This is a genomic window from Sporanaerobium hydrogeniformans (assembly GCF_002735925.1).
GTDB classification, from domain to species: Bacteria; Bacillota; Clostridia; order Lachnospirales; family Cellulosilyticaceae; genus Sporanaerobium; species Sporanaerobium hydrogeniformans.
On sequence record NZ_PEDL01000024.1, the window covers coordinates 1 to 16,543 of the forward strand.

Consider the following 16,543-nt stretch of genomic DNA (forward strand, 5'->3'; position numbering starts at 1 on the left):
CGGAAGTAGCTGCACTATCTTATCAGCTATACTCCATTTGGCACCTGGCCACTTTAATGCTCCCAAACCCACACCCCCTATCTAATAAATAAGTTATTTTAAATGCTTAATTCCTGCTGACCTGCTATAAACTCACTAAATGCCTTTTTAAGGCTCTCTATTGTTAGCCTTGGAATAACATCATTGATAATCTCAAAGCCTTCATCACGATATTTCTGTATCCACCATGCTTCTATATTGTTCATGTACTCTTGGTTCTTCTCATTACTTGAGTAATTCTTATTTACTTCTGTAAGAACTTCAAATACTATGTCGCATATATTACCTTTTGAACCACTTTTAATATGTTCCTGCCATCTAAAGAATGGTAAATACTTTGTTTGCCCTATGTAGTGCTTGTCCTCTTTACGGTTATACATGTGATAGATATATCCAACTATACCTGAAGGGGTTTCTCGCTCCTGGAACTCTCCTTCAATACCTCTCATTTTTGCTTCTATTTCTCTTTTACAATCATAGCTACAATAGAAATTGTCCTTGCCTGAGAAGTCACCCCAATCAATTCTAGGGAAGTTAGCTGCTGGACCTTTGATATGCTTATGGCAGCTTATGCAATAGGTATCAACTTGATTGTAAAATCTATCATGCCATCTTTTATCACTATCCATCATTACTGCATATATACCATCTTTACCCTTACGAGGTTTAGCAAATCTTAAGTCGCTATTATTAAGTCTCTTTTTAACTTCTTCCTTTGCCTTGTCTCTGTCATTCTCTTCAAGCTTTATATAAAACTCATCGAGCATTTCACCTTTACCGCGGTTGCACCAATTATAATCTTCGTTATCATAGTGAGTGTCTCCGTCATGGATCCAGTTAAATACTCTAACCCACCAATAAAACATCACTTCACCACCTGTCACAAAAAACACTTTGTTATCCTATTGAGATTTTAGTACACCATTTGCAAAATGCCGTTAATATTGGCTGTACATTCTTTGTACTAAGTTCTCCTCCAAATCCTATAAATCCATTACGGTTAAACGATACTGCTTCTCTACGGCTGAAATACGATCCATTTACTTGTATTTGTCCACATACAAACTTTCCATCTTCAAACACAACATCATTTTTTCTTATTGAAGCTATTGTCATATCCATTTGAAGAGCTTCCATAGTTCCTTTTTCAAGATAATCAATTAATTCAGCTTCTATCATGTTTTGAAGTTTCCTAAGCTGCAATCTAGTTATTTTTGAATAGTCTAGTTGCATATCTTGGAAATGCTTCCTTGCTTCATCATTTGTCATGCTATTCACCCCTAATAAAATCAACTTTTATTTGCATACATAAAGCGTAGTTTCCTAGTGTTCATCTTGCCATTTTTATTATTTATTGCATATCTGATTGCGCATGTTGTCGTCCAGTTGTCTGCTGCTGCTTCTGCTAAACTGCTATATACCTCTATCTCTTCATTTGTGTAATAATCAGTTTGTATCACTTTTTCTTTTTTCCCTCCCATTAAGAACACTCCTTTTAAAAAAGTTCAGTAAGCGTAACCTCTACTCTTGGATTGTCACTGTAATGCTTCTCTACGGTCAATTTAACCACTTGGCTATCGTCTGCATACGCTATATTGTTTAAGCTGTCTAGGATGATTTTAGCCACATTATCAAGGTCAGGTTTTTTAGTAGGATGAAGCTTACCTTCTTCAATAAGTTTTCTATTTTTCTTTGTCATACTTTTTGGTATAGGATACATGCACACTACCCTAGCCTCTATCTCTCCTTCTAACTTAGGTCCTCCTATACTGTCTTGATAAATCCACTTAACCAGATTCTCATAGCTGAGTGTATCTTTAGGCGTTATAGCTTGGCTTTTACCTGTATGTTTATTTTGGAATATCCTTGGTCTTCCTTTCCCTTTTGGATCCCCAGGAATAATAAATCTTACTGGCATCTTAACACCTTCTTCCACCATGGCGTTCTAGCTTGAACAAGTTCTTCTTTTAGCATAAACTGAATAGCATTACTACCGCTCAACCTAATATTTAACTTTACGTTTTCTTCTTTTAGTTCTCTTATGTACTGTTTTAATTTTAAGTTCTCTCTAGAAAGTGCTGCTAACTTTGATACAAATAGTCTTCCTATCTGTTTATTTATCTGTTTTGCTGTCTTGCAGTTATGTAGTTGCTTGTTCCTTTTTACATTCTTTTTCATCCTTAGCCCTCCTAGCTAGATTCTTTAACAATTTGCATTGACCTATATTAAAATCAATATCAGTGTATTCAACCTCTTGTGTTTCAAGTAATGGTATATCTATTCGTTTATCTTCAAGAGCTAAAGCTGAAAGCAAGCCTACTTTTTCCCTCCTTGTTGTGCGCTCCCTCTGATTAATAGCAGCCATTGCTTTATTAAATTGACCCCTTATAACGTCTGGCTCTTCACATTGACAAATCATCATGAAACCTCCTACACGTTCTACAGCTTGTCTCACCGTATATGGTAGGCTACTCATAGCTTCTTCTGCTCTCATATATCCAAAGTTATTAATTGCTTTTATGACCATCCCCCATCCCTCCGTATCATCAGCTTCTAGTGGAGCTGCTACTTCACTACAATATTTACTAATGGTTGCTAGATTAGGGGCAAATATCTCATTTAGTAGTATCTTTTCTACGGCTTTCATAAACACTTCATCCTCTATATGTTTCAATAGTGCATACCACATCTTAGCCATTTCTTTATCATTTGGGTTAAATACACACTTCGTATAATTTTTGCTTAATGCTGCCATACCAGTACTAAATGTTTTAGAAGTCATCTTCCTCACCTCCTAACATATCTGCCATGTTCTTAAAATCATTCATATTTACATTTTTACCTGTATTAGTTGTTTTCTCTACTTGAAGTGACTTATATTGACTTACTGTATAGATACCATCATTAAGCCAATTTTTAAGCACTCCTTCGGCATATGACATTGATCTTCTATTATTCATGCAAGCAACTTTTATCGCTTCAATAATAAGATTTGGATCAACTTGTTCGTCCAAATAATATTGGATAATTTCAGATACAGTACCACTCAAAAGACCAATATTCTCTTCATATGCAGTTTGAACAAAAGAAAAGTCATTTGAAACACCGTTTCCTTTACTCTTCTTTTCTTTACTCTCCTTTTCTATACTTTCCTCTACTATACTTTTATTTACTTTGGGTGTTTCTGTAGTACATAAACCCTCACTAGTAGAGGTTTCTGTATACATAAACTCGTCTAAAGATGGTTTTTGAGGTAAAGAAATACGTCTACGAGCATATAAGTCACTTAAATTATTTACAAAGTTTTGACACCAAACTACTTTATGTTTCCAAAGTTCTCTATCTATTGCTTTAAGTACAGCTAATTGATTTATTATTTCTAGAGCCTTATTAGCATCTACTTTTGACTTGGCTGCAAAAAACTCTAGGTCCGTATGGTCATTAAAATCTACATAGTGTCCATCAGTTACAGCTAATAATTCAAGTAGTTTAAACCACAATGCATACCCATCATTACCGTATTTCTGTTCTAATATAAACACCGTCCTACTATTTCCAGTAACAAAATGAGGAAAGTAATCAACTGTACATTTCTTAGGTCTTGCCAATGCCTTAGCCTCCCTTCTTTAGCATAATGACTTCTTTTAACTTCATTTTTAACTCAACTACCATAAGGCATATCTCGTTAGTAGATTTACAGTCTTTACAGCCTTTACATGGTTCCCTTAAAAAGCTACTTAAATCCTTATACAGCCTATCTACGTCAGCCATATATAACACCTATAATCCTAGACTTTGCATGTACTGACCGATTGTAACTATCTCAGCCTTTTTCTTGCTTCTACAATAATCACACTTCCCACACGCTATTGGCTCTTCTACCCCATTTCTAACAGCCATGATGCGTGGCAACCTACCTTTAATCTCTTCTAGCTTGTCCTCTATAAAACTGGTACCCATATCAATAATTGCATGGTCTGGTACTTCTTGCTTATCTACTACAATCAAGTAGGGTTCCAAGTATGTATCCATTTCTAGATTTTGACGTAGTATTTCAGCGTATATGGCTATTTGTGTGTAGTAGTCATATTTATCTATGAAGGTTTCTCGCCTCTTCTCACGCTCATTGTAGTAACTATCAGATAGATTTCTAGTGGTCTTAACATCAGCAAAGTAACCTCTCTCAATGTTGAGAATATCTATCTGAATTTTGAAGTCTACACCAGCTATTTTGCCAGTAAATATACGCTCTTTTTCAGCTCCTTTACGAAATCTCTCTACCAGTTCATCATTCTTAAGAGTGTTAATCATAACGTCACCTAGGGCAAATTTAGCGTAAATAGAACCATCTTTCTTAAACATTTCAGGATGCTCAGTAATAAATTCTTTTAGAGTTCCTTCATTCCAAGCATGAACATAACTACCAAGCAAGTAAGCATCATTCTCTTTGTCTTGCCACTCTCCATTATGCTTAGCTAACTCTCTAGCTTCACAACCACCAGTGTGCAGAATGTCCCATGCTTTGAAGCTAGAGCTACCCATATAGGCAGCCTCTGCTTCTTTAGAAAAGTAGTTTTTTCTACTTAGCTCCATCCTTTTCACCCTCTTTCTCTCCAAAACTCATTTGACCTGACATTTGATCATCTGAGCTTTCTTCTGTGAACGAAACATCTACAGCATTAGTGAAAGGATCTTTCGGACTATTATTTTTATTATCCTGTTTGAAATCCATATCAGAAGATTCTTCATAAGTTTTTCCTTGTTCAATGCTTGCAAAGTCCTTACTAATCTTCTTAGTAAGACGTCTAAGAACTGTTTTCTTATACGCTTCCTCTGGAACCTTAGTCCACATTAAACCGTTTTTCATCTTTGAAAAGTTTTCTCTAATTCCTTCAATCTGCTTGGTTGACATTTCTTCAAAATCCATGCCCCCATCTTCGTAAAGACAAACTGCAAAACTGCCAATAATCGAATCATCATTAAATGGTAAAGGCTTAAATGTAACAGTCTGTTTGCCATCCTCTACGCAACTACTATATTCATCCCCTTTTCTTACTACCTTTGCGTAAATGTCTATAATAGGCCTAGTGCTGTACTTCTTAGCCATCTTAATTTCACCCTTGTAATCTGTTTGAAATTGCAAATCATTACCATAAGGTATCGCGTAGCATTCTTTTTGAAAGAAATCTAGTCCAAGGAATGCACCTTTAAGAAGTGTTCTAGCAATACTTACTGGATGACAATTTTCAATCCCCTTAGTATCCTGTAATACAGTCATACAGTTTTGTAAAAAGCGCGTTTGATTAAAGTCTTTTGGCATAGCATCCAGCTTTTGAGTGATTAATGAATTTAACTTACTGTGGGTTTCCTTTAGAACTAACTCTTTTTTGTCAGACATAATTACATAACCTCCAATTCTTTTTCTGCTGTTACTGTTACAAACGCTTGAATATCATTCTCTTCGCAAATCTTCTCAACCTTTGCCTGTTCACTTGGATTAAGCTTTTCAAATCCATCAAGACACATAACCCTTAATTCTCCCATACGCTGTAATGCTACCTTGAAGGCAACTTCTAACTTTTCACCATCAGAAAGACCATCTAAAAGTGTTCCATTAATGCGAATTTGACCTTTTTCATCTACAGAAATACCTTCAAGTGGTAGTTCATGGGTTTTAAGAAGATCACTAGGCTTGGTACGTGCTACCTTAATCTTTTCTGTAAGCTCATTACTATAATTTTGTTTCTCTCGTAAACTTCCATTTATAATACCTTGTAGCCTGTCCCACTCTCTGAGATAAGATTGCATATTGGCAACTTCCTCTGCTTCTTTTTGAAGAGGTACAATGTCTATGTACTCATGTTCATCTAAATACTCTGCTGCTTTACCAACTCTAGCTTTTTCAGTTTTAATCTTTTCTGCTACCTGTTCATCAATAGCTTTTAATTCAAGTTCTTTTTTATCTGCTAAACCTATAACTTCGCTCTCTTTAGCAGCTATTCTTGATTGTTGAATTGAAACAATCTCTTTTTTCTCTTCTAATATATCCTCTGTATCTTTTTTCAGCATTTCCTTACATTTTGCATACTTCTCTTTGATATCTTGTATTTCTCTCTGCATTTCAAGGTCTACTCTTTCATATGCTGCATTAAGTGCATCATCTGAGTTACTAATGAAGTCATTAGCTTCTTTAATCTTTCCTTTTGCTAAATCAATGATGTCTTTAATATCCTGTTCTTCCGTTCTATATTTCAGCTCAACTTTTGACTTTTGATTCTCAGCATCAGCCTTAATTGCTGATACTTTATTCTCAATGCCTTCTTTCAATACTTTTGCTTTATCAATAAGTGCATTAATATTCTGTGCTTCACTAATCTTGTTATAGTACTCCTGTATGTTCTTTTCTCTCCATGCTTCACCATCATAGTTACCAGGTAATTCTTTCTTTATTGCTTCACACTGCACCTGCAAAACATGTATTTGCCTATTAACTTCCTCACGTTCCTTGTAATACTTCACTTCAATATCTTTAAGCACTTGTAAAATATGTTTTTCAAAGTTGATACCATCCGGTTCATCACCAAACCATGCAATAATATCTGATACGGACCAGTCAATTTCGATCATGTTTAGGATAATAGAAGTCTGTTCCTTAATGTCCATATTTACAAAATCTAAAGGTCTGAATATGTTACCTGCTACAAACTGTCTAAGGAAACCCTCTGTAGAAGCTGTACCTTCACCTTTTACTTTCAAGTAGTCAGATTTCTCTGTACGAATCCTACGGTCAATCTCGATACCTGTATCAGTTTCAACATAAAGAGTAGCTTCTTCCTCTCCATGCCTTACTACTTCACTTCTACGCTTAAGGTTGGTAAATGCTGTCTCAATGGCTTCAAGGATACTTGTTTTCCCTTGCGCCTTTTTACCTTCCAGTACATTAACCCCATTCTTAGGACTCCAATTAAGTTCCTTAATACCTAAAAAGTTTTTGACTTCTAATCTCTTTATTTTCATTTCTCTTTTTCTCCTTTTGTGCTATAATGCACTTGAAATTAGTTTTTCTATGCCCCTTTACTGATTGGCGTCGGTAGGGGCCTTTTCTAATTGCTCTATTGCCTTTAAAGCAACAGCCTTGACTTGCATAGCTTCATGTATTGTGAATTCGGCACTGAGACTAATAGCTCTAATCTTTTGTATAATAGTGTCGTAATCAGCATTGTATTTAATATTTTCAAAGAAGTCTCTTATACTGGCATTAAGTTGTTTTAATGCATCTTCTGTTTCTTCTAACTCCTCAAAAATTACTCCTACAACATCCGAAGGCTCTCTAAAACTTAGTCTATTTTTAATACAATAATTAGCTTCATCCTGTGCTATCTTTTTTATCATTTGACTAATGTATAAGTCATGTTCTTCTTTGCTTCCTTGTAGCATCTAATCTCCCTCTCTTTTGCTTGAGTTAAAACACACTCGTTTTCTCTATAAGAGCATTTTAGGCATTTTATATACATATCAAAGTTTTTAAGATACTGAACTTTATTGACGGACCAATTTATTCTCTTTACGTCATTTAGTAGCTTCTTGTTGCTTATTTCATAAAAATATCCATTGCTTAATCTAAATATGTATATCACTTAATCACTTCCCTATAACTTATTTCTTAGCTGTTTAATCTTCTCATTTGCATCAGCTACACCTTTTAAGTCACCATTAGCAAGCGCTTTTCTCATTTCGATTTGAGTACGTGTAATTTCACTTTTTACATTAAATCTTGACCTCAACTTTTCTTCCTTGCTTTTCTTTGACATTTCACTCCTCCTCTACATCTACATCTATTTTTCTAAATGCAAAACCTCTTACTTTACCACTCCTGTTTTTGCAAAGACTTGACCTTACACAACCACCTGATAACCCTAATTTTTTTGCTAATCCTGCCATTGTATCTTCTACGCATATTGGTAACTCGTACTTATCTGCTGTTACTGCTAGATAAAGAATCATTTCAGTTCCTCCTTTATCAATCTGTAGAATTCTGCAAGCGTCGGTATCCAACCATAAGCAATAAGTAAGTAAATGGGTACTATTAACCATTCCCCTCCTATAGCAAAATATCCTCTAGTTGGCGCTACTGATATAATTGCAAAGGCTTGTACCATAATTACTGGTAGCAATAGTTTTTTGCTCACTTTTCTCACCTTCTTTATTTGTAATTTTCTAAATTCACCTTTACAATATTGTTATCAGCTTTGCAGAGCTGAAATACTCATGAGAAAGGTGGTGTTGTTTATGAAATATGCCATATCTGTAAAACTAGATACACTTGCTTGTACAAAATTAGAGTTTGAAGAGATATTGAAAAATATGGGGAGATACATATATGTAAATGACTCTTTGTGGTTTGTTGAATGTACATTGGAATTTGATAAGTCTGCTCAAAATATTTTCTTTAGATATTTTGAGAACATTACTAATGAAAAAAGTCACATATTAGTTTCTCAAATATCTAATACAAGTTCGTACTATGGCGAATTACCTAATGAAGCCGCATCTTTTCTTGATAGTTAATTTCTCAAGAAGTGCTACTTGCTTTTGTAAGACTTTTGCATCATCAATGCTTAAGTCTTCTTTTTTTAATATGATAAGCATAGTATCTTTAGCATCTTGCTCTAGCAAAAATAACTCTGAAAATCTAATTGTATTTTCGTTTGGTCTTGCCATATACATTCCCTCCTTCCTACGCTACACCGTATTTAATAGCCATTTCTTTGACGATGGCTATGTACACTTCTCTTAGCCTTGCATCAGCTGCTATCACATCAAGCTTGCTAACCTTGTTTGATTTACTAGTGCTACCAGTTTCTTCTAGCACCTTACGCTTCATGTTTGTTTGCCTTATTCCTAGCTTTGCCTTGGCCCTGCTGTCCAAAATGTCATAGCTTTCTTTTCTTATGGCTTGGATATTTTCATTTCCACCAAGCTTTTGGGCTATACGGTTAACTAGGTTTGTTGTCTCTGTTCTCCATGCTGCTGGATCAAGCGTAACTACATCACGCATAGCTTGTACCTCTTGTTTAACTTCTAAGGCTGTAGCCTGTGCCTTCTCTGCTTGCTCCCTAGCGTCTTTAAGAGCTTTTGCATTAGCTATGATTAAGTCCTCTAAGCACATAGGTTGTTTTAACTGTTGTTCACATTCGATAAAGTAGTTACGATATTCATGTGACTTTTCTGTCCTTGCCATCATAGCTATATGTTTAGCAAATTCTAAGGTTATGGCAAAATCTTGAACTTCATTACCTTCGACATTATGTCGAACCCCTGTAAAATCGTAATTTTCCTTAAAATACTCATTGTCTTGTATATTTTTCTTATACCACCTACTCCACTGATCTTTAGCTAAACCTAACCCTATGTATAAATCTCTTGCACTTACTAGTTTCTTTCCATCTTGATTCTGAATGTTAATTAAATTACTCATTCTACTCCACCTTTCAACTTTTCTTTTAAACTTTCCCCTTTAATTTTAATTCCACCTAACTTTACAGTATCAAGTTCTCCTCGTTCTATCATGTTGTAAACTGCCCTTGGTGTTCTATGTAACATTTCCGATACTTCCCTAACTGTATAAAAGGCTTTTTCAATTTTATTGTTTTCAAATGCTAATTGAAGCTTTGCGATTGATTTTTCAATCTGATTTATTTTATTTAATAATCGTTCTTCTTCTTTTTTTGTCATTTTAGCAACACCCTTCATAATCCTCAAACTTTATACCTACAACATCAGCAATCTGTTTTTTGCGTTCTGTAGCGACTCTTTTCCCGCTTAAAATGTCATATATGTACATAGGGGTTATACCTATTTTGCTGGCTAAATCTGTATTGTCCATATCTAAATCAATCATTCTTTTTGCTACTGCTTTTCCAAACGGCGTGTATACTTTTGTGTTACGCTTTGCCATCATATCACTTCCTATCATTTAAAAACTTGTTAATGAAATACTGCTGTCCTTTACCTGTAACCTTGGTTGTCTTACTAATACTTACATGTCCATCTGCATGTGTAATGCTTGTTTCCTTTACTTCGAATAATCCAAGTTCCATGGACTTCTGAGTAGGGCTATTATAATCAGCACCAACTCTTTTTATTAAGTACCCATTTTCTCTTAGCCAGAAAAATAAACGCTTTGCTCCAATGTCTACACCATTTTGCTTAATTAGCTTGGCTAAATCGCCAATGAGTATAGTTGTATCAGAAACACTTACTGCATCAGCAAAAATCACTTTAGGCTTATCTGCTTTAATTTGTTGCTCAGCTTTAACACGTGCTGCTCTTTCTTCTTTTAGCTGAGTGGCTAATTTAATTATTAAGTCTGGGTCAGTCAGCACCTTTTCTATCATTTCATCTGTCATATATGTACCGTTCTTTCGAATGCTGGGTAAGACTTCCTCAAACACCCATCTTTCAAACTGTTCAGCACTAGGTAACTTTGAATGAGTGATGAGTCGATAAACATCTCCTTCATTTATTACATTTGTTTCTCTAAGTTGCCCTCTGGAGTTTTCAACATCGTGTTTCACGATGTTCACACAATGTCTTAATATAGCATCTGTTGGATTTGAATATCCGAGTGATATTGCAACATCATTTGCAACAAAATGTTCTTTGCCACCAATTAAAATCACTCTAATGTTCCCAAACTTATCATTTTGAAAAACTTTAACCATTCCTTGATTCATGTGTATTCTCCTTTCTATAAAAGTGTTTAATATTTAAGCATAAGCTATTGACAGTTGAATATTATCATTGTATTATTGTTATTGAAGAAAATATTCATCACTTAAGACATGGTAAATAAACGCTCGTTGGGGAACGGTGGCATTTTATTTTTACTATATCTTTTATTTACTGTCGTTTTTTGTTGCATTTCCTTTATGCTTAAACACAGTATAGATGAAAATATTCATCATGTCAATACTATTTTTGATGTTTTTTCTTCAATTAAAAAAAAGAAAGAGGTCGCCAGTATGACTCTAGTTGATAGAATACAAGAACTATGTAGAAAAAACACAACTACACAAAGTGCTTTAGAAAGAGATTTGAATTTCGGTAAAGGTACTATTAGCAAGTGGGACAAAAGTTATCCTTCTTCAGATAAGCTTCAAAAGGTTGCTGATTATTTCCATGTAAGCACAGACTATCTATTAGGTAGGGAAGATAAAGTGCTAGCACTAAACGATAGAAATAGACGTGATGTAGCTAAAACTCTTGAGGAAATAATGGACAATATAGACAAAGGGAACGCACTAGCTTATGGTGGCGAGATAAATGAGGAAGATAGAGAGCTTTATAAAATGGCTCTACAACATGCTCTAGAGATTGCAAAGCTAAAAAGTAAAGAGAAGTTCACACCGAAAAAATATAAATAGAGAGGGATTTCTTTTGGACAAAGACTTTATAAATAGGAAAATTAATGAAATTACCCAACATGGAAAACTTACCAACTTACAAGAAATAGCCAAGGCTAATGATATCTTAATTTATGAAGGCAACTGGGGGACTGAAACTGCTGGAGCATACCACTATCGATATAGAATTAAAATAATTATGCTCAATACTGCTTTAACATACTATCATATGCAAATCGTACTAGCTCATGAAATAGCACATGCAATAATTCACCCATACGAAGAAGCTAATTTTTCACTAATTGGGTTAAAAAAAGATAAAAAAGAGAATGAAGCAAACTATTTTGCTTGTAAACTTTTAGATGTAGTAGGTTTTTGGGGAAATGAAAATCTTTGCATCTACGAAGATGAACTGTCTAAGGCTGATAGGTGTTTCATTGAAGCATATAGAAAATACGTAACTGAATAAAAAGAAAAAGCCTTAATGCTATCAACATCAAGGCTTAATAAGAGCATAAGTTATGCACTTAATCCACTATTAGTATAACTTATTTGCTCCTAAATATCAATAAAGGAGTGATTATATTGGCTGGTTATCACAAAAGAGAAGTTCAACGTAAAGATGGATCTACCTATATACGTTGGGAAGGTACTACATTTGAGGGTGGAAAGAGAAAAGTATTCTATGGTAAATCAGAACGTGAAGTAAAGGCTAAAATAAAAGAATATGAAAACGACTTGTTTAATCATGGTACAACATTAGAAAAAACTAAGATTAAACTTCAAGACTATGTAAAAGACTATATTTTAAAAAGTCTAAATCAAAGGGTAACAAGTAGCACTGTAGAAAGATATATGAGCCTTTACTATTCTCATATAGAAAATAGTACATTAGGCAATAAATATATCCATGAAATAAAGCTTCAAGATATAGAGGATCTTTTTAAAAACAAAACCAAACTTTCTAAAAGCAGTATGTCTCTACTCTCATTGCTCCTAAAGCAAACCTTTAGATATGCAATAAGCAATAACATAATACGCGTAAATCCATGTTCTGATTTTATACTTCCAAAAAGTGAAAAGGGAAGAAGAGAAATTAAAATACTAACTTTAGATGAACAAGAACGTTTTCTGACTGCTGCAAAAGAATCGAGATATTTTCTAGTATACTTCTTCGATTTATGCACTGGACTAAGAGCTGGTGAAATCGAAGCCTTAAGATGGGAAAATGTAGATTTAAAAAATAAAGTGGTAAGAGTTAGGGAATCAGCTAGATTAGTACGTAAATATGATGATAAGGGCAATACAAACGATATAGTGGAAACTAAAGAGCCTAAGACGAAAGAAAGTATACGTGACATTCCTTTAAGTGATCAACTTACTGAATTATTAAAGCAGCATCAAAATAAAAGTAAAAGTGAATATGTATTTACAAATATTAAAAATGAAATGCTAACACATGATACTCTTGATAAGTCTCTTAAAGTGATATGCAATAAAGCTAAAATAGGGGAACCAATTCAAAGAAGAAGGCATAAAAAAGATGTTCTCGAATACTCAGGAATAACATTCCATTGCTTAAGACATACCTTTGCAACAAGGCTAATTGAAAATGGTGTAGATGTAAAAACCGTTTCACAACTTTTAGGTCATACTAAAACAGAAATCACAATAAATAGATATGTGCATTCAACCGACGATAGTAAAAAGGCTGCAATTAAATCATTAGAAAAAATAACAAGCATACGTATATAACTTACGTATGCTTTATTATTTCATTCTCTTACGTATATTCTTACGTACAAGCTTATTTTTTACTTTTGTCAAGTAAGCTTAAGCCTTTGATAGAGCCGATAAAGGGGCTCGAACCCTTGGCTTGCTCATTACGAATGAGCTACTCTACCAACTGAGTTATATCGGCATTGTGTTTTTTGCACTTGACTAGCTTATCATATTTTTATTTAATTTTCAAGATTATTATTAAGAATTACATCTGTCCTTTTCAATCTAAAAGTAAACTCTGTAAAATGAAACAATTTACAAACTCTTTAATAAAATAATTAAGCATCTCATACAGAATTTACTTTTAAATCTAGAATAAATCCTAGCTCTCTCTACTTCTATTATTATTTGTAATCACTCATTATTTAAAATGTCTTTGTCTTACAATTTCATATACAAGCACACTAGCTGCTACTGAAGCATTTAAGGAAGTAACTTGTCCGTACATAGGTATACTTACAATATAATCACAGCTTTCTCGTACAAGCTTAGATACACCTTCTCCTTCACTACCTACCACAAGACCTAACGGACCTGTTAGATTTTCTTCATACATAACTTTACCACCCATATCTGCACATGCAATCCATAGACCTTTGTCTTTAAGCTCTTTGATTGTTTGAGCAATATTCGTTACTTTTGCTACCTTCATATATTCAATAGCACCTGCTGAAGCTTTAGCTACTGTTCCTGAAAGGCCTACTGCTCTTCTCTTAGGAATGATGATACCATGTACACCTGCATTATGAGCTGAACGCATTATTGCACCTAAATTATGTGGATCTTGAATATTCTCTAGGATAAGAATAAACGGTGCCTCGCCTTTCTTGCTTGCTTCCTCTAAAATATCTTCTACTTCTACATAATCCTGTGCTGCACTATAGGCAATAACGCCCTGATGCTTTTCTCCTAATACACTCTCATCTAACTTGCTCTTTTCTACTTCTACAACAACAATCCCCTTCTCTTTAGCCTCTGCAATAATTTTAATAATAGAACCTTCTTTGTCACCTTTTTGAATGAATAGCTTATCAATACTGCGACCTGCTTTTAAGGCTTCGCTAACTGCATTTCTGCCATAAAGGATATTTTCATCTAGTTCTTTTGGAAGCTCATAGACAGTTTCTTTATAATGATTTACTCTTTCTTCTTTTCTCTTACTTGGAAAGCTGGTATGGGTTTCCTTTTTTTTTATTTTTACTATTGTTTTTATTATTTTTTTTGCTATAGTTCATATTGCCCACTTCTTTGGCCATTTTATTTCTCCTTTTTATTTAACATCTCATTTAATTCTTGTTTAGTAAGTGCTCCTACAACAAAGAGCATCATAAGATAAATACTCCCACCTACTGTTACACCTATTAATGTAAGTGTTGCATTTTGTAAGAGTGTTGCTTCTCCAATAGGATGACGTAACAAGCTATAAGCCCCAAAGGTTACTATACCCATTACTACACTTGAAAGAAGTGGTTTCATTACCACTAGGTTCTTATTAAGTTGATAACCTGTATACTTTTTCATAGCAAAATACGTATAAATAGCAAAAATCATATAGGCTATAATAGTCGAAAGGGCGGCTCCTCCTACCTCTAAAGGTGAAGCTACCAAAACAACAACTAAAACAGCCTTTGTAAGACCTGCTAAAATAATCCCTATCACAGGCTGCCATACTTTGCCTACTCCTTGCAAAATCCCAATAAAAATCTGGGTAATAATCATAAAAGTTAAACCAATAGCTGATAGTGTTAAGAGAAGGGCACCACTTGGAGCATTGGCATAAATAAAGCGCATAATGGGCTTAGAGAGTACTGCTAGTCCTACAGATGCTGGAAGTGCTATTAAAATTGCAATACGTATGCCTAATTCTACCTTGGTCTGTATCTCTTTTTTGTCCTTCCTCGCCACTGCCTCTGCAATAGCGGGAATAAGTCCTGTTACAAGTGCCATTCCGAAGGTAAGAGGTAAGTTAATAAAGGTAGAAATTTTGCCTAACTGTCCAAAGCTTTGATTAGCCACTTCCACACTCATCCCCTTTTGAGTTAAAGTTTGAATAACAAAAGCTGAGTCTAAAAAAGTGATAACAGCCATACCTCCTGAACCAATAGCAATAGGAATAGCAAGTTCACATACTTTTTTAACCACTTCACTAAAGCTGAGCCGTACCTTAGAGCTGCTTTCTTGAATCTCTTTTTTAATAGAAGGCAACTGTTTTTTATAAACTCTCATGAGAAGAATAAGAGCTAAAGCACCACCTACCACTCCTCCAAAGGAAGCTCCCCCTGCTGCATGTCCCAAATGAGGAAAGAAGAAAAAAGCTAAGCTTAGCCCAACTACCACTCGTCCTGTGTTTTCTAATACTTGCGCAATAGCAATGGGTAGCATTTCTTGTCTACCTTGAAAATAACCTCTAAATACTCCTAATAGACATACAATGACTGGAATGAGCCCTAGCCCCCATAAAGAATAGATTGTTTCGGGTGCCCAGCCAAAGAACCGAAGCATCCAAGAGCTTCCTAAAAGAATAGTAGCTGTTAAGACCACCCCCATAACAGCCATAAACTTCAAGGTGTTCTTGAAAATATCTTGAGCTGCTTCATAGTCACCTAATACTCTTTTTTCTGCCACCATTTTAGCTAGAGTAGCAGGTACACCTGCTGTAGCAATCGTTGTAAGCAATGTATAAACAGGATAGGCTGACTGATAGTAGCCCATCCCTGTATCACCAATTAAATTCCCCAAAGGAATACGGAAGAAGGCACTTAATATTTTAGCAATTAGACCTGCTAAGGACAAAATAAATGCACCCTTTACAAAAGTCTGTGTGACATTCTCTGCCCTCTTATCTTTTTGATTTGCCACTTTACTTCCTCCTATACTTCATTACTTAGTCCCATTAAACCTAAATTAATCAGTTCATTGATTCTTTCAATTTCTCCTTTAATATAGAGGTAACCAATAAGAGCCTCTAAGCCAGTTGCATGTCGATACTGCGTCATATCAGCATTCTTAGGCACAGAAATGCTCTTTGCATTGCGTCCTCTTCTTAAAACATTAGTCTCTTCCTCTGTAAGCTGTTTTTCGATAGAATGATATATTTTAGCTTGCGTTTCTGCACGTACTAGCTCTCTGCTTGCCTTATGCATTTTATTAACAGGCGCATTCCCTTTATTTATTACATACGTACGCACAAAAATCTCATAAACGCCATCCCCAATATAGGCTAGTGCCAAAGGAGAATACTCTGTTGCCTTATGATTAAGAATCTCCTTATTACACGCAAGTAGCGCTTGTATATTTTTATTCATAATAGTCTCCTT

Annotated in this window: 27 protein-coding genes and 1 tRNA gene; 4 read left to right on the forward strand and 24 right to left on the reverse strand. The window is 34.8% G+C overall.

Annotation, left to right across the window (positions count from 1 at the left end; all coding sequences use genetic code 11):
- Window positions 1–98: 98 nt before the first annotated feature.
- The 15 genes from CS063_RS14985 to CS063_RS15045 all read right to left on the reverse strand — a co-directional run bounded on the left by CS063_RS14985 (window position 99) and on the right by CS063_RS15045 (window position 8,228).
- Complete coding sequence (locus CS063_RS14985) at window positions 99–905, reverse strand: GIY-YIG nuclease family protein (RefSeq protein WP_099450511.1); 807 nt, start codon at window positions 903–905, stop codon at window positions 99–101.
- A gap of 31 nt (window positions 906–936) precedes the next feature.
- Complete coding sequence (locus CS063_RS14990; protein WP_099450512.1) at window positions 937–1,308, reverse strand: hypothetical protein; 372 nt, start codon at window positions 1,306–1,308, stop codon at window positions 937–939.
- A 20-nt stretch (window positions 1,309–1,328) separates the two neighbouring features.
- A complete protein-coding gene (locus tag CS063_RS14995) occupies window positions 1,329–1,520 on the reverse strand; it encodes a hypothetical protein (RefSeq protein WP_099450513.1) in 192 nt (63 codons plus the stop codon).
- Window positions 1,521–1,534: 14 nt separating this feature from the next.
- On the reverse strand, window positions 1,535–1,957 hold the full coding sequence (locus CS063_RS15000) for a RusA family crossover junction endodeoxyribonuclease (RefSeq protein ID WP_099450514.1): 423 nt from the start codon (window positions 1,955–1,957) through the stop codon (window positions 1,535–1,537).
- Window positions 1,948–2,217 (reverse strand): hypothetical protein, encoded by a 270-nt coding sequence (locus CS063_RS15005; protein ID WP_099450515.1) that lies wholly within the window; start codon window positions 2,215–2,217, stop codon window positions 1,948–1,950. Before CS063_RS15005 ends, CS063_RS15000 begins: the two co-directional genes overlap by 10 nt.
- On the reverse strand, window positions 2,180–2,821 hold the full coding sequence (locus CS063_RS15010) for a hypothetical protein (protein ID WP_099450516.1): 642 nt from the start codon (window positions 2,819–2,821) through the stop codon (window positions 2,180–2,182). Before CS063_RS15010 ends, CS063_RS15005 begins: the two co-directional genes overlap by 38 nt.
- Window positions 2,811–3,647, reverse strand: a complete 837-nt coding sequence (locus CS063_RS15015; protein ID WP_099450517.1) for a DnaD domain protein — start codon at window positions 3,645–3,647, stop codon at window positions 2,811–2,813. The genes CS063_RS15010 and CS063_RS15015 overlap by 11 nt, the downstream gene beginning before the upstream one ends.
- Before the next feature lie 4 nt (window positions 3,648–3,651).
- On the reverse strand, window positions 3,652–3,810 hold the full coding sequence (locus CS063_RS17720; RefSeq protein ID WP_180270818.1) for a hypothetical protein: 159 nt from the start codon (window positions 3,808–3,810) through the stop codon (window positions 3,652–3,654).
- 9 nt (window positions 3,811–3,819) lie between these two features.
- Window positions 3,820–4,632, reverse strand: a complete 813-nt coding sequence (locus tag CS063_RS15020) for a PD-(D/E)XK nuclease-like domain-containing protein (protein WP_099450518.1) — start codon at window positions 4,630–4,632, stop codon at window positions 3,820–3,822.
- Window positions 4,619–5,437, reverse strand: coding sequence for a RecT family recombinase (locus CS063_RS15025; protein WP_099450519.1), 819 nt, complete (start codon window positions 5,435–5,437; stop codon window positions 4,619–4,621). Before CS063_RS15025 ends, CS063_RS15020 begins: the two co-directional genes overlap by 14 nt.
- Before the next feature lie 2 nt (window positions 5,438–5,439).
- Complete coding sequence (locus CS063_RS15030) at window positions 5,440–7,056, reverse strand: AAA family ATPase (protein WP_099450520.1); 1,617 nt, start codon at window positions 7,054–7,056, stop codon at window positions 5,440–5,442.
- Between the two features lie 57 nt (window positions 7,057–7,113).
- A complete protein-coding gene (locus CS063_RS15035; protein ID WP_099450521.1) occupies window positions 7,114–7,476 on the reverse strand; it encodes a hypothetical protein in 363 nt (120 codons plus the stop codon).
- Between the two features lie 212 nt (window positions 7,477–7,688).
- Window positions 7,689–7,850: a hypothetical protein gene (locus CS063_RS17725; RefSeq protein WP_180270819.1), complete on the reverse strand. Its 162-nt coding sequence runs from the start codon at window positions 7,848–7,850 to the stop codon at window positions 7,689–7,691.
- 1 nt (window position 7,851) lies between these two features.
- Window positions 7,852–8,043: a hypothetical protein gene (locus CS063_RS15040; RefSeq protein ID WP_099450522.1), complete on the reverse strand. Its 192-nt coding sequence runs from the start codon at window positions 8,041–8,043 to the stop codon at window positions 7,852–7,854.
- Window positions 8,040–8,228: a hypothetical protein gene (locus CS063_RS15045; RefSeq protein ID WP_308415535.1), complete on the reverse strand. Its 189-nt coding sequence runs from the start codon at window positions 8,226–8,228 to the stop codon at window positions 8,040–8,042. Before CS063_RS15045 ends, CS063_RS15040 begins: the two co-directional genes overlap by 4 nt.
- Window positions 8,229–8,328: 100 nt before the next feature.
- Between CS063_RS15045 and CS063_RS15050 the strand changes: the two genes are divergently transcribed.
- Window positions 8,329–8,607: a hypothetical protein gene (locus tag CS063_RS15050; RefSeq protein ID WP_099450524.1), complete on the forward strand. Its 279-nt coding sequence runs from the start codon at window positions 8,329–8,331 to the stop codon at window positions 8,605–8,607.
- Here the strand turns inward: CS063_RS15050 and CS063_RS15055 are convergent.
- The 5 genes from CS063_RS15055 to CS063_RS15075 are packed head-to-tail and all read right to left on the reverse strand — an operon-like array spanning window position 8,572 to window position 10,775.
- Window positions 8,572–8,760: a hypothetical protein gene (locus CS063_RS15055; RefSeq protein WP_099450525.1), complete on the reverse strand. Its 189-nt coding sequence runs from the start codon at window positions 8,758–8,760 to the stop codon at window positions 8,572–8,574. The two genes, CS063_RS15050 and CS063_RS15055, sit on opposite strands and share 36 nt — an antisense overlap.
- 16 nt (window positions 8,761–8,776) lie before the next feature.
- Window positions 8,777–9,517: an antA/AntB antirepressor family protein gene (locus CS063_RS15060; RefSeq protein ID WP_099450526.1), complete on the reverse strand. Its 741-nt coding sequence runs from the start codon at window positions 9,515–9,517 to the stop codon at window positions 8,777–8,779.
- Entirely contained in the window at window positions 9,514–9,774 is a 261-nt protein-coding gene (locus tag CS063_RS15065; protein ID WP_180270820.1) for a helix-turn-helix domain-containing protein, read from the reverse strand. Before CS063_RS15065 ends, CS063_RS15060 begins: the two co-directional genes overlap by 4 nt.
- 1 nt (window position 9,775) lies before the next feature.
- Entirely contained in the window at window positions 9,776–9,997 is a 222-nt protein-coding gene (locus tag CS063_RS15070) for a helix-turn-helix domain-containing protein (protein ID WP_099450528.1), read from the reverse strand.
- Window positions 9,998–10,001: 4 nt separating this feature from the next.
- Window positions 10,002–10,775 (reverse strand): phage antirepressor, encoded by a 774-nt coding sequence (locus CS063_RS15075; protein WP_099450529.1) that lies wholly within the window; start codon window positions 10,773–10,775, stop codon window positions 10,002–10,004.
- Window positions 10,776–11,063: 288 nt separating this feature from the next.
- Between CS063_RS15075 and CS063_RS15080 the strand changes: the two genes are divergently transcribed.
- From CS063_RS15080 to CS063_RS15090, 3 genes are all read left to right on the forward strand, one after another.
- Complete coding sequence (locus CS063_RS15080; protein ID WP_099450530.1) at window positions 11,064–11,465, forward strand: helix-turn-helix domain-containing protein; 402 nt, start codon at window positions 11,064–11,066, stop codon at window positions 11,463–11,465.
- Between the two features lie 13 nt (window positions 11,466–11,478).
- Window positions 11,479–11,913, forward strand: a complete 435-nt coding sequence (locus tag CS063_RS15085; protein ID WP_099450531.1) for an ImmA/IrrE family metallo-endopeptidase — start codon at window positions 11,479–11,481, stop codon at window positions 11,911–11,913.
- 116 nt (window positions 11,914–12,029) lie between these two features.
- Window positions 12,030–13,199, forward strand: coding sequence for a tyrosine-type recombinase/integrase (locus CS063_RS15090; protein WP_099450532.1), 1,170 nt, complete (start codon window positions 12,030–12,032; stop codon window positions 13,197–13,199).
- 93 nt (window positions 13,200–13,292) lie between these two features.
- On the opposite strand, the gene CS063_RS15095 is transcribed toward CS063_RS15090, so the two are convergent.
- The 4 genes from CS063_RS15095 to CS063_RS15110 form a co-directional block, all read right to left on the reverse strand.
- Window positions 13,293–13,365: transfer RNA gene (locus tag CS063_RS15095), tRNA-Thr, on the reverse strand.
- A 222-nt stretch (window positions 13,366–13,587) separates the two neighbouring features.
- Window positions 13,588–14,313 (reverse strand): 23S rRNA (guanosine(2251)-2'-O)-methyltransferase RlmB, encoded by a 726-nt coding sequence (rlmB, locus tag CS063_RS15100; protein ID WP_308415537.1) that lies wholly within the window; start codon window positions 14,311–14,313, stop codon window positions 13,588–13,590.
- Window positions 14,314–14,483: 170 nt separating this feature from the next.
- On the reverse strand, window positions 14,484–16,085 hold the full coding sequence (locus tag CS063_RS15105) for a putative polysaccharide biosynthesis protein (RefSeq protein WP_180270821.1): 1,602 nt from the start codon (window positions 16,083–16,085) through the stop codon (window positions 14,484–14,486).
- A gap of 11 nt (window positions 16,086–16,096) precedes the next feature.
- Window positions 16,097–16,531, reverse strand: coding sequence for a Mini-ribonuclease 3 (locus tag CS063_RS15110; RefSeq protein WP_308415536.1), 435 nt, complete (start codon window positions 16,529–16,531; stop codon window positions 16,097–16,099).
- Window positions 16,532–16,543: the final 12 nt, after the last annotated feature.

What these genes read in the sequence shown, in the direction of transcription:
- CS063_RS15110 (WP_308415536.1), bottom strand. Translation starts at nt 16,531, where the DNA reads ATGAATAAAAATATACAAGCGCTACTTGCGTGTAATAAGGAGATTCTT.
- CS063_RS17725 (WP_180270819.1), bottom strand. Translation starts at nt 7,850, where the DNA reads ATGTCAAAGAAAAGCAAGGAAGAAAAGTTGAGGTCAAGATTTAATGTA.
- CS063_RS17720 (WP_180270818.1), bottom strand. Translation starts at nt 3,810, where the DNA reads ATGGCTGACGTAGATAGGCTGTATAAGGATTTAAGTAGCTTTTTAAGG.
- CS063_RS15070 (WP_099450528.1), bottom strand. Translation starts at nt 9,997, where the DNA reads ATGGCAAAGCGTAACACAAAAGTATACACGCCGTTTGGAAAAGCAGTA.
- CS063_RS15020 (WP_099450518.1), bottom strand. Translation starts at nt 4,632, where the DNA reads ATGGAGCTAAGTAGAAAAAACTACTTTTCTAAAGAAGCAGAGGCTGCC.
- CS063_RS15055 (WP_099450525.1), bottom strand. Translation starts at nt 8,760, where the DNA reads ATGGCAAGACCAAACGAAAATACAATTAGATTTTCAGAGTTATTTTTG.
- CS063_RS15035 (WP_099450521.1), bottom strand. Translation starts at nt 7,476, where the DNA reads ATGCTACAAGGAAGCAAAGAAGAACATGACTTATACATTAGTCAAATG.
- CS063_RS15075 (WP_099450529.1), bottom strand. Translation starts at nt 10,775, where the DNA reads ATGAATCAAGGAATGGTTAAAGTTTTTCAAAATGATAAGTTTGGGAAC.
- CS063_RS14995 (WP_099450513.1), bottom strand. Translation starts at nt 1,520, where the DNA reads ATGGGAGGGAAAAAAGAAAAAGTGATACAAACTGATTATTACACAAAT.
- CS063_RS14990 (WP_099450512.1), bottom strand. Translation starts at nt 1,308, where the DNA reads ATGACAAATGATGAAGCAAGGAAGCATTTCCAAGATATGCAACTAGAC.
- CS063_RS15080 (WP_099450530.1), top strand. Translation starts at nt 11,064, where the DNA reads ATGACTCTAGTTGATAGAATACAAGAACTATGTAGAAAAAACACAACT.
- CS063_RS15030 (WP_099450520.1), bottom strand. Translation starts at nt 7,056, where the DNA reads ATGAAAATAAAGAGATTAGAAGTCAAAAACTTTTTAGGTATTAAGGAA.
- CS063_RS15060 (WP_099450526.1), bottom strand. Translation starts at nt 9,517, where the DNA reads ATGAGTAATTTAATTAACATTCAGAATCAAGATGGAAAGAAACTAGTA.
- CS063_RS15025 (WP_099450519.1), bottom strand. Translation starts at nt 5,437, where the DNA reads ATGTCTGACAAAAAAGAGTTAGTTCTAAAGGAAACCCACAGTAAGTTA.
- CS063_RS14985 (WP_099450511.1), bottom strand. Translation starts at nt 905, where the DNA reads ATGTTTTATTGGTGGGTTAGAGTATTTAACTGGATCCATGACGGAGAC.
- CS063_RS15040 (WP_099450522.1), bottom strand. Translation starts at nt 8,043, where the DNA reads ATGATTCTTTATCTAGCAGTAACAGCAGATAAGTACGAGTTACCAATA.
- CS063_RS15000 (WP_099450514.1), bottom strand. Translation starts at nt 1,957, where the DNA reads ATGCCAGTAAGATTTATTATTCCTGGGGATCCAAAAGGGAAAGGAAGA.
- CS063_RS15005 (WP_099450515.1), bottom strand. Translation starts at nt 2,217, where the DNA reads ATGAAAAAGAATGTAAAAAGGAACAAGCAACTACATAACTGCAAGACA.
- CS063_RS15065 (WP_180270820.1), bottom strand. Translation starts at nt 9,774, where the DNA reads ATGACAAAAAAAGAAGAAGAACGATTATTAAATAAAATAAATCAGATT.
- CS063_RS15010 (WP_099450516.1), bottom strand. Translation starts at nt 2,821, where the DNA reads ATGACTTCTAAAACATTTAGTACTGGTATGGCAGCATTAAGCAAAAAT.
- CS063_RS15050 (WP_099450524.1), top strand. Translation starts at nt 8,329, where the DNA reads ATGAAATATGCCATATCTGTAAAACTAGATACACTTGCTTGTACAAAA.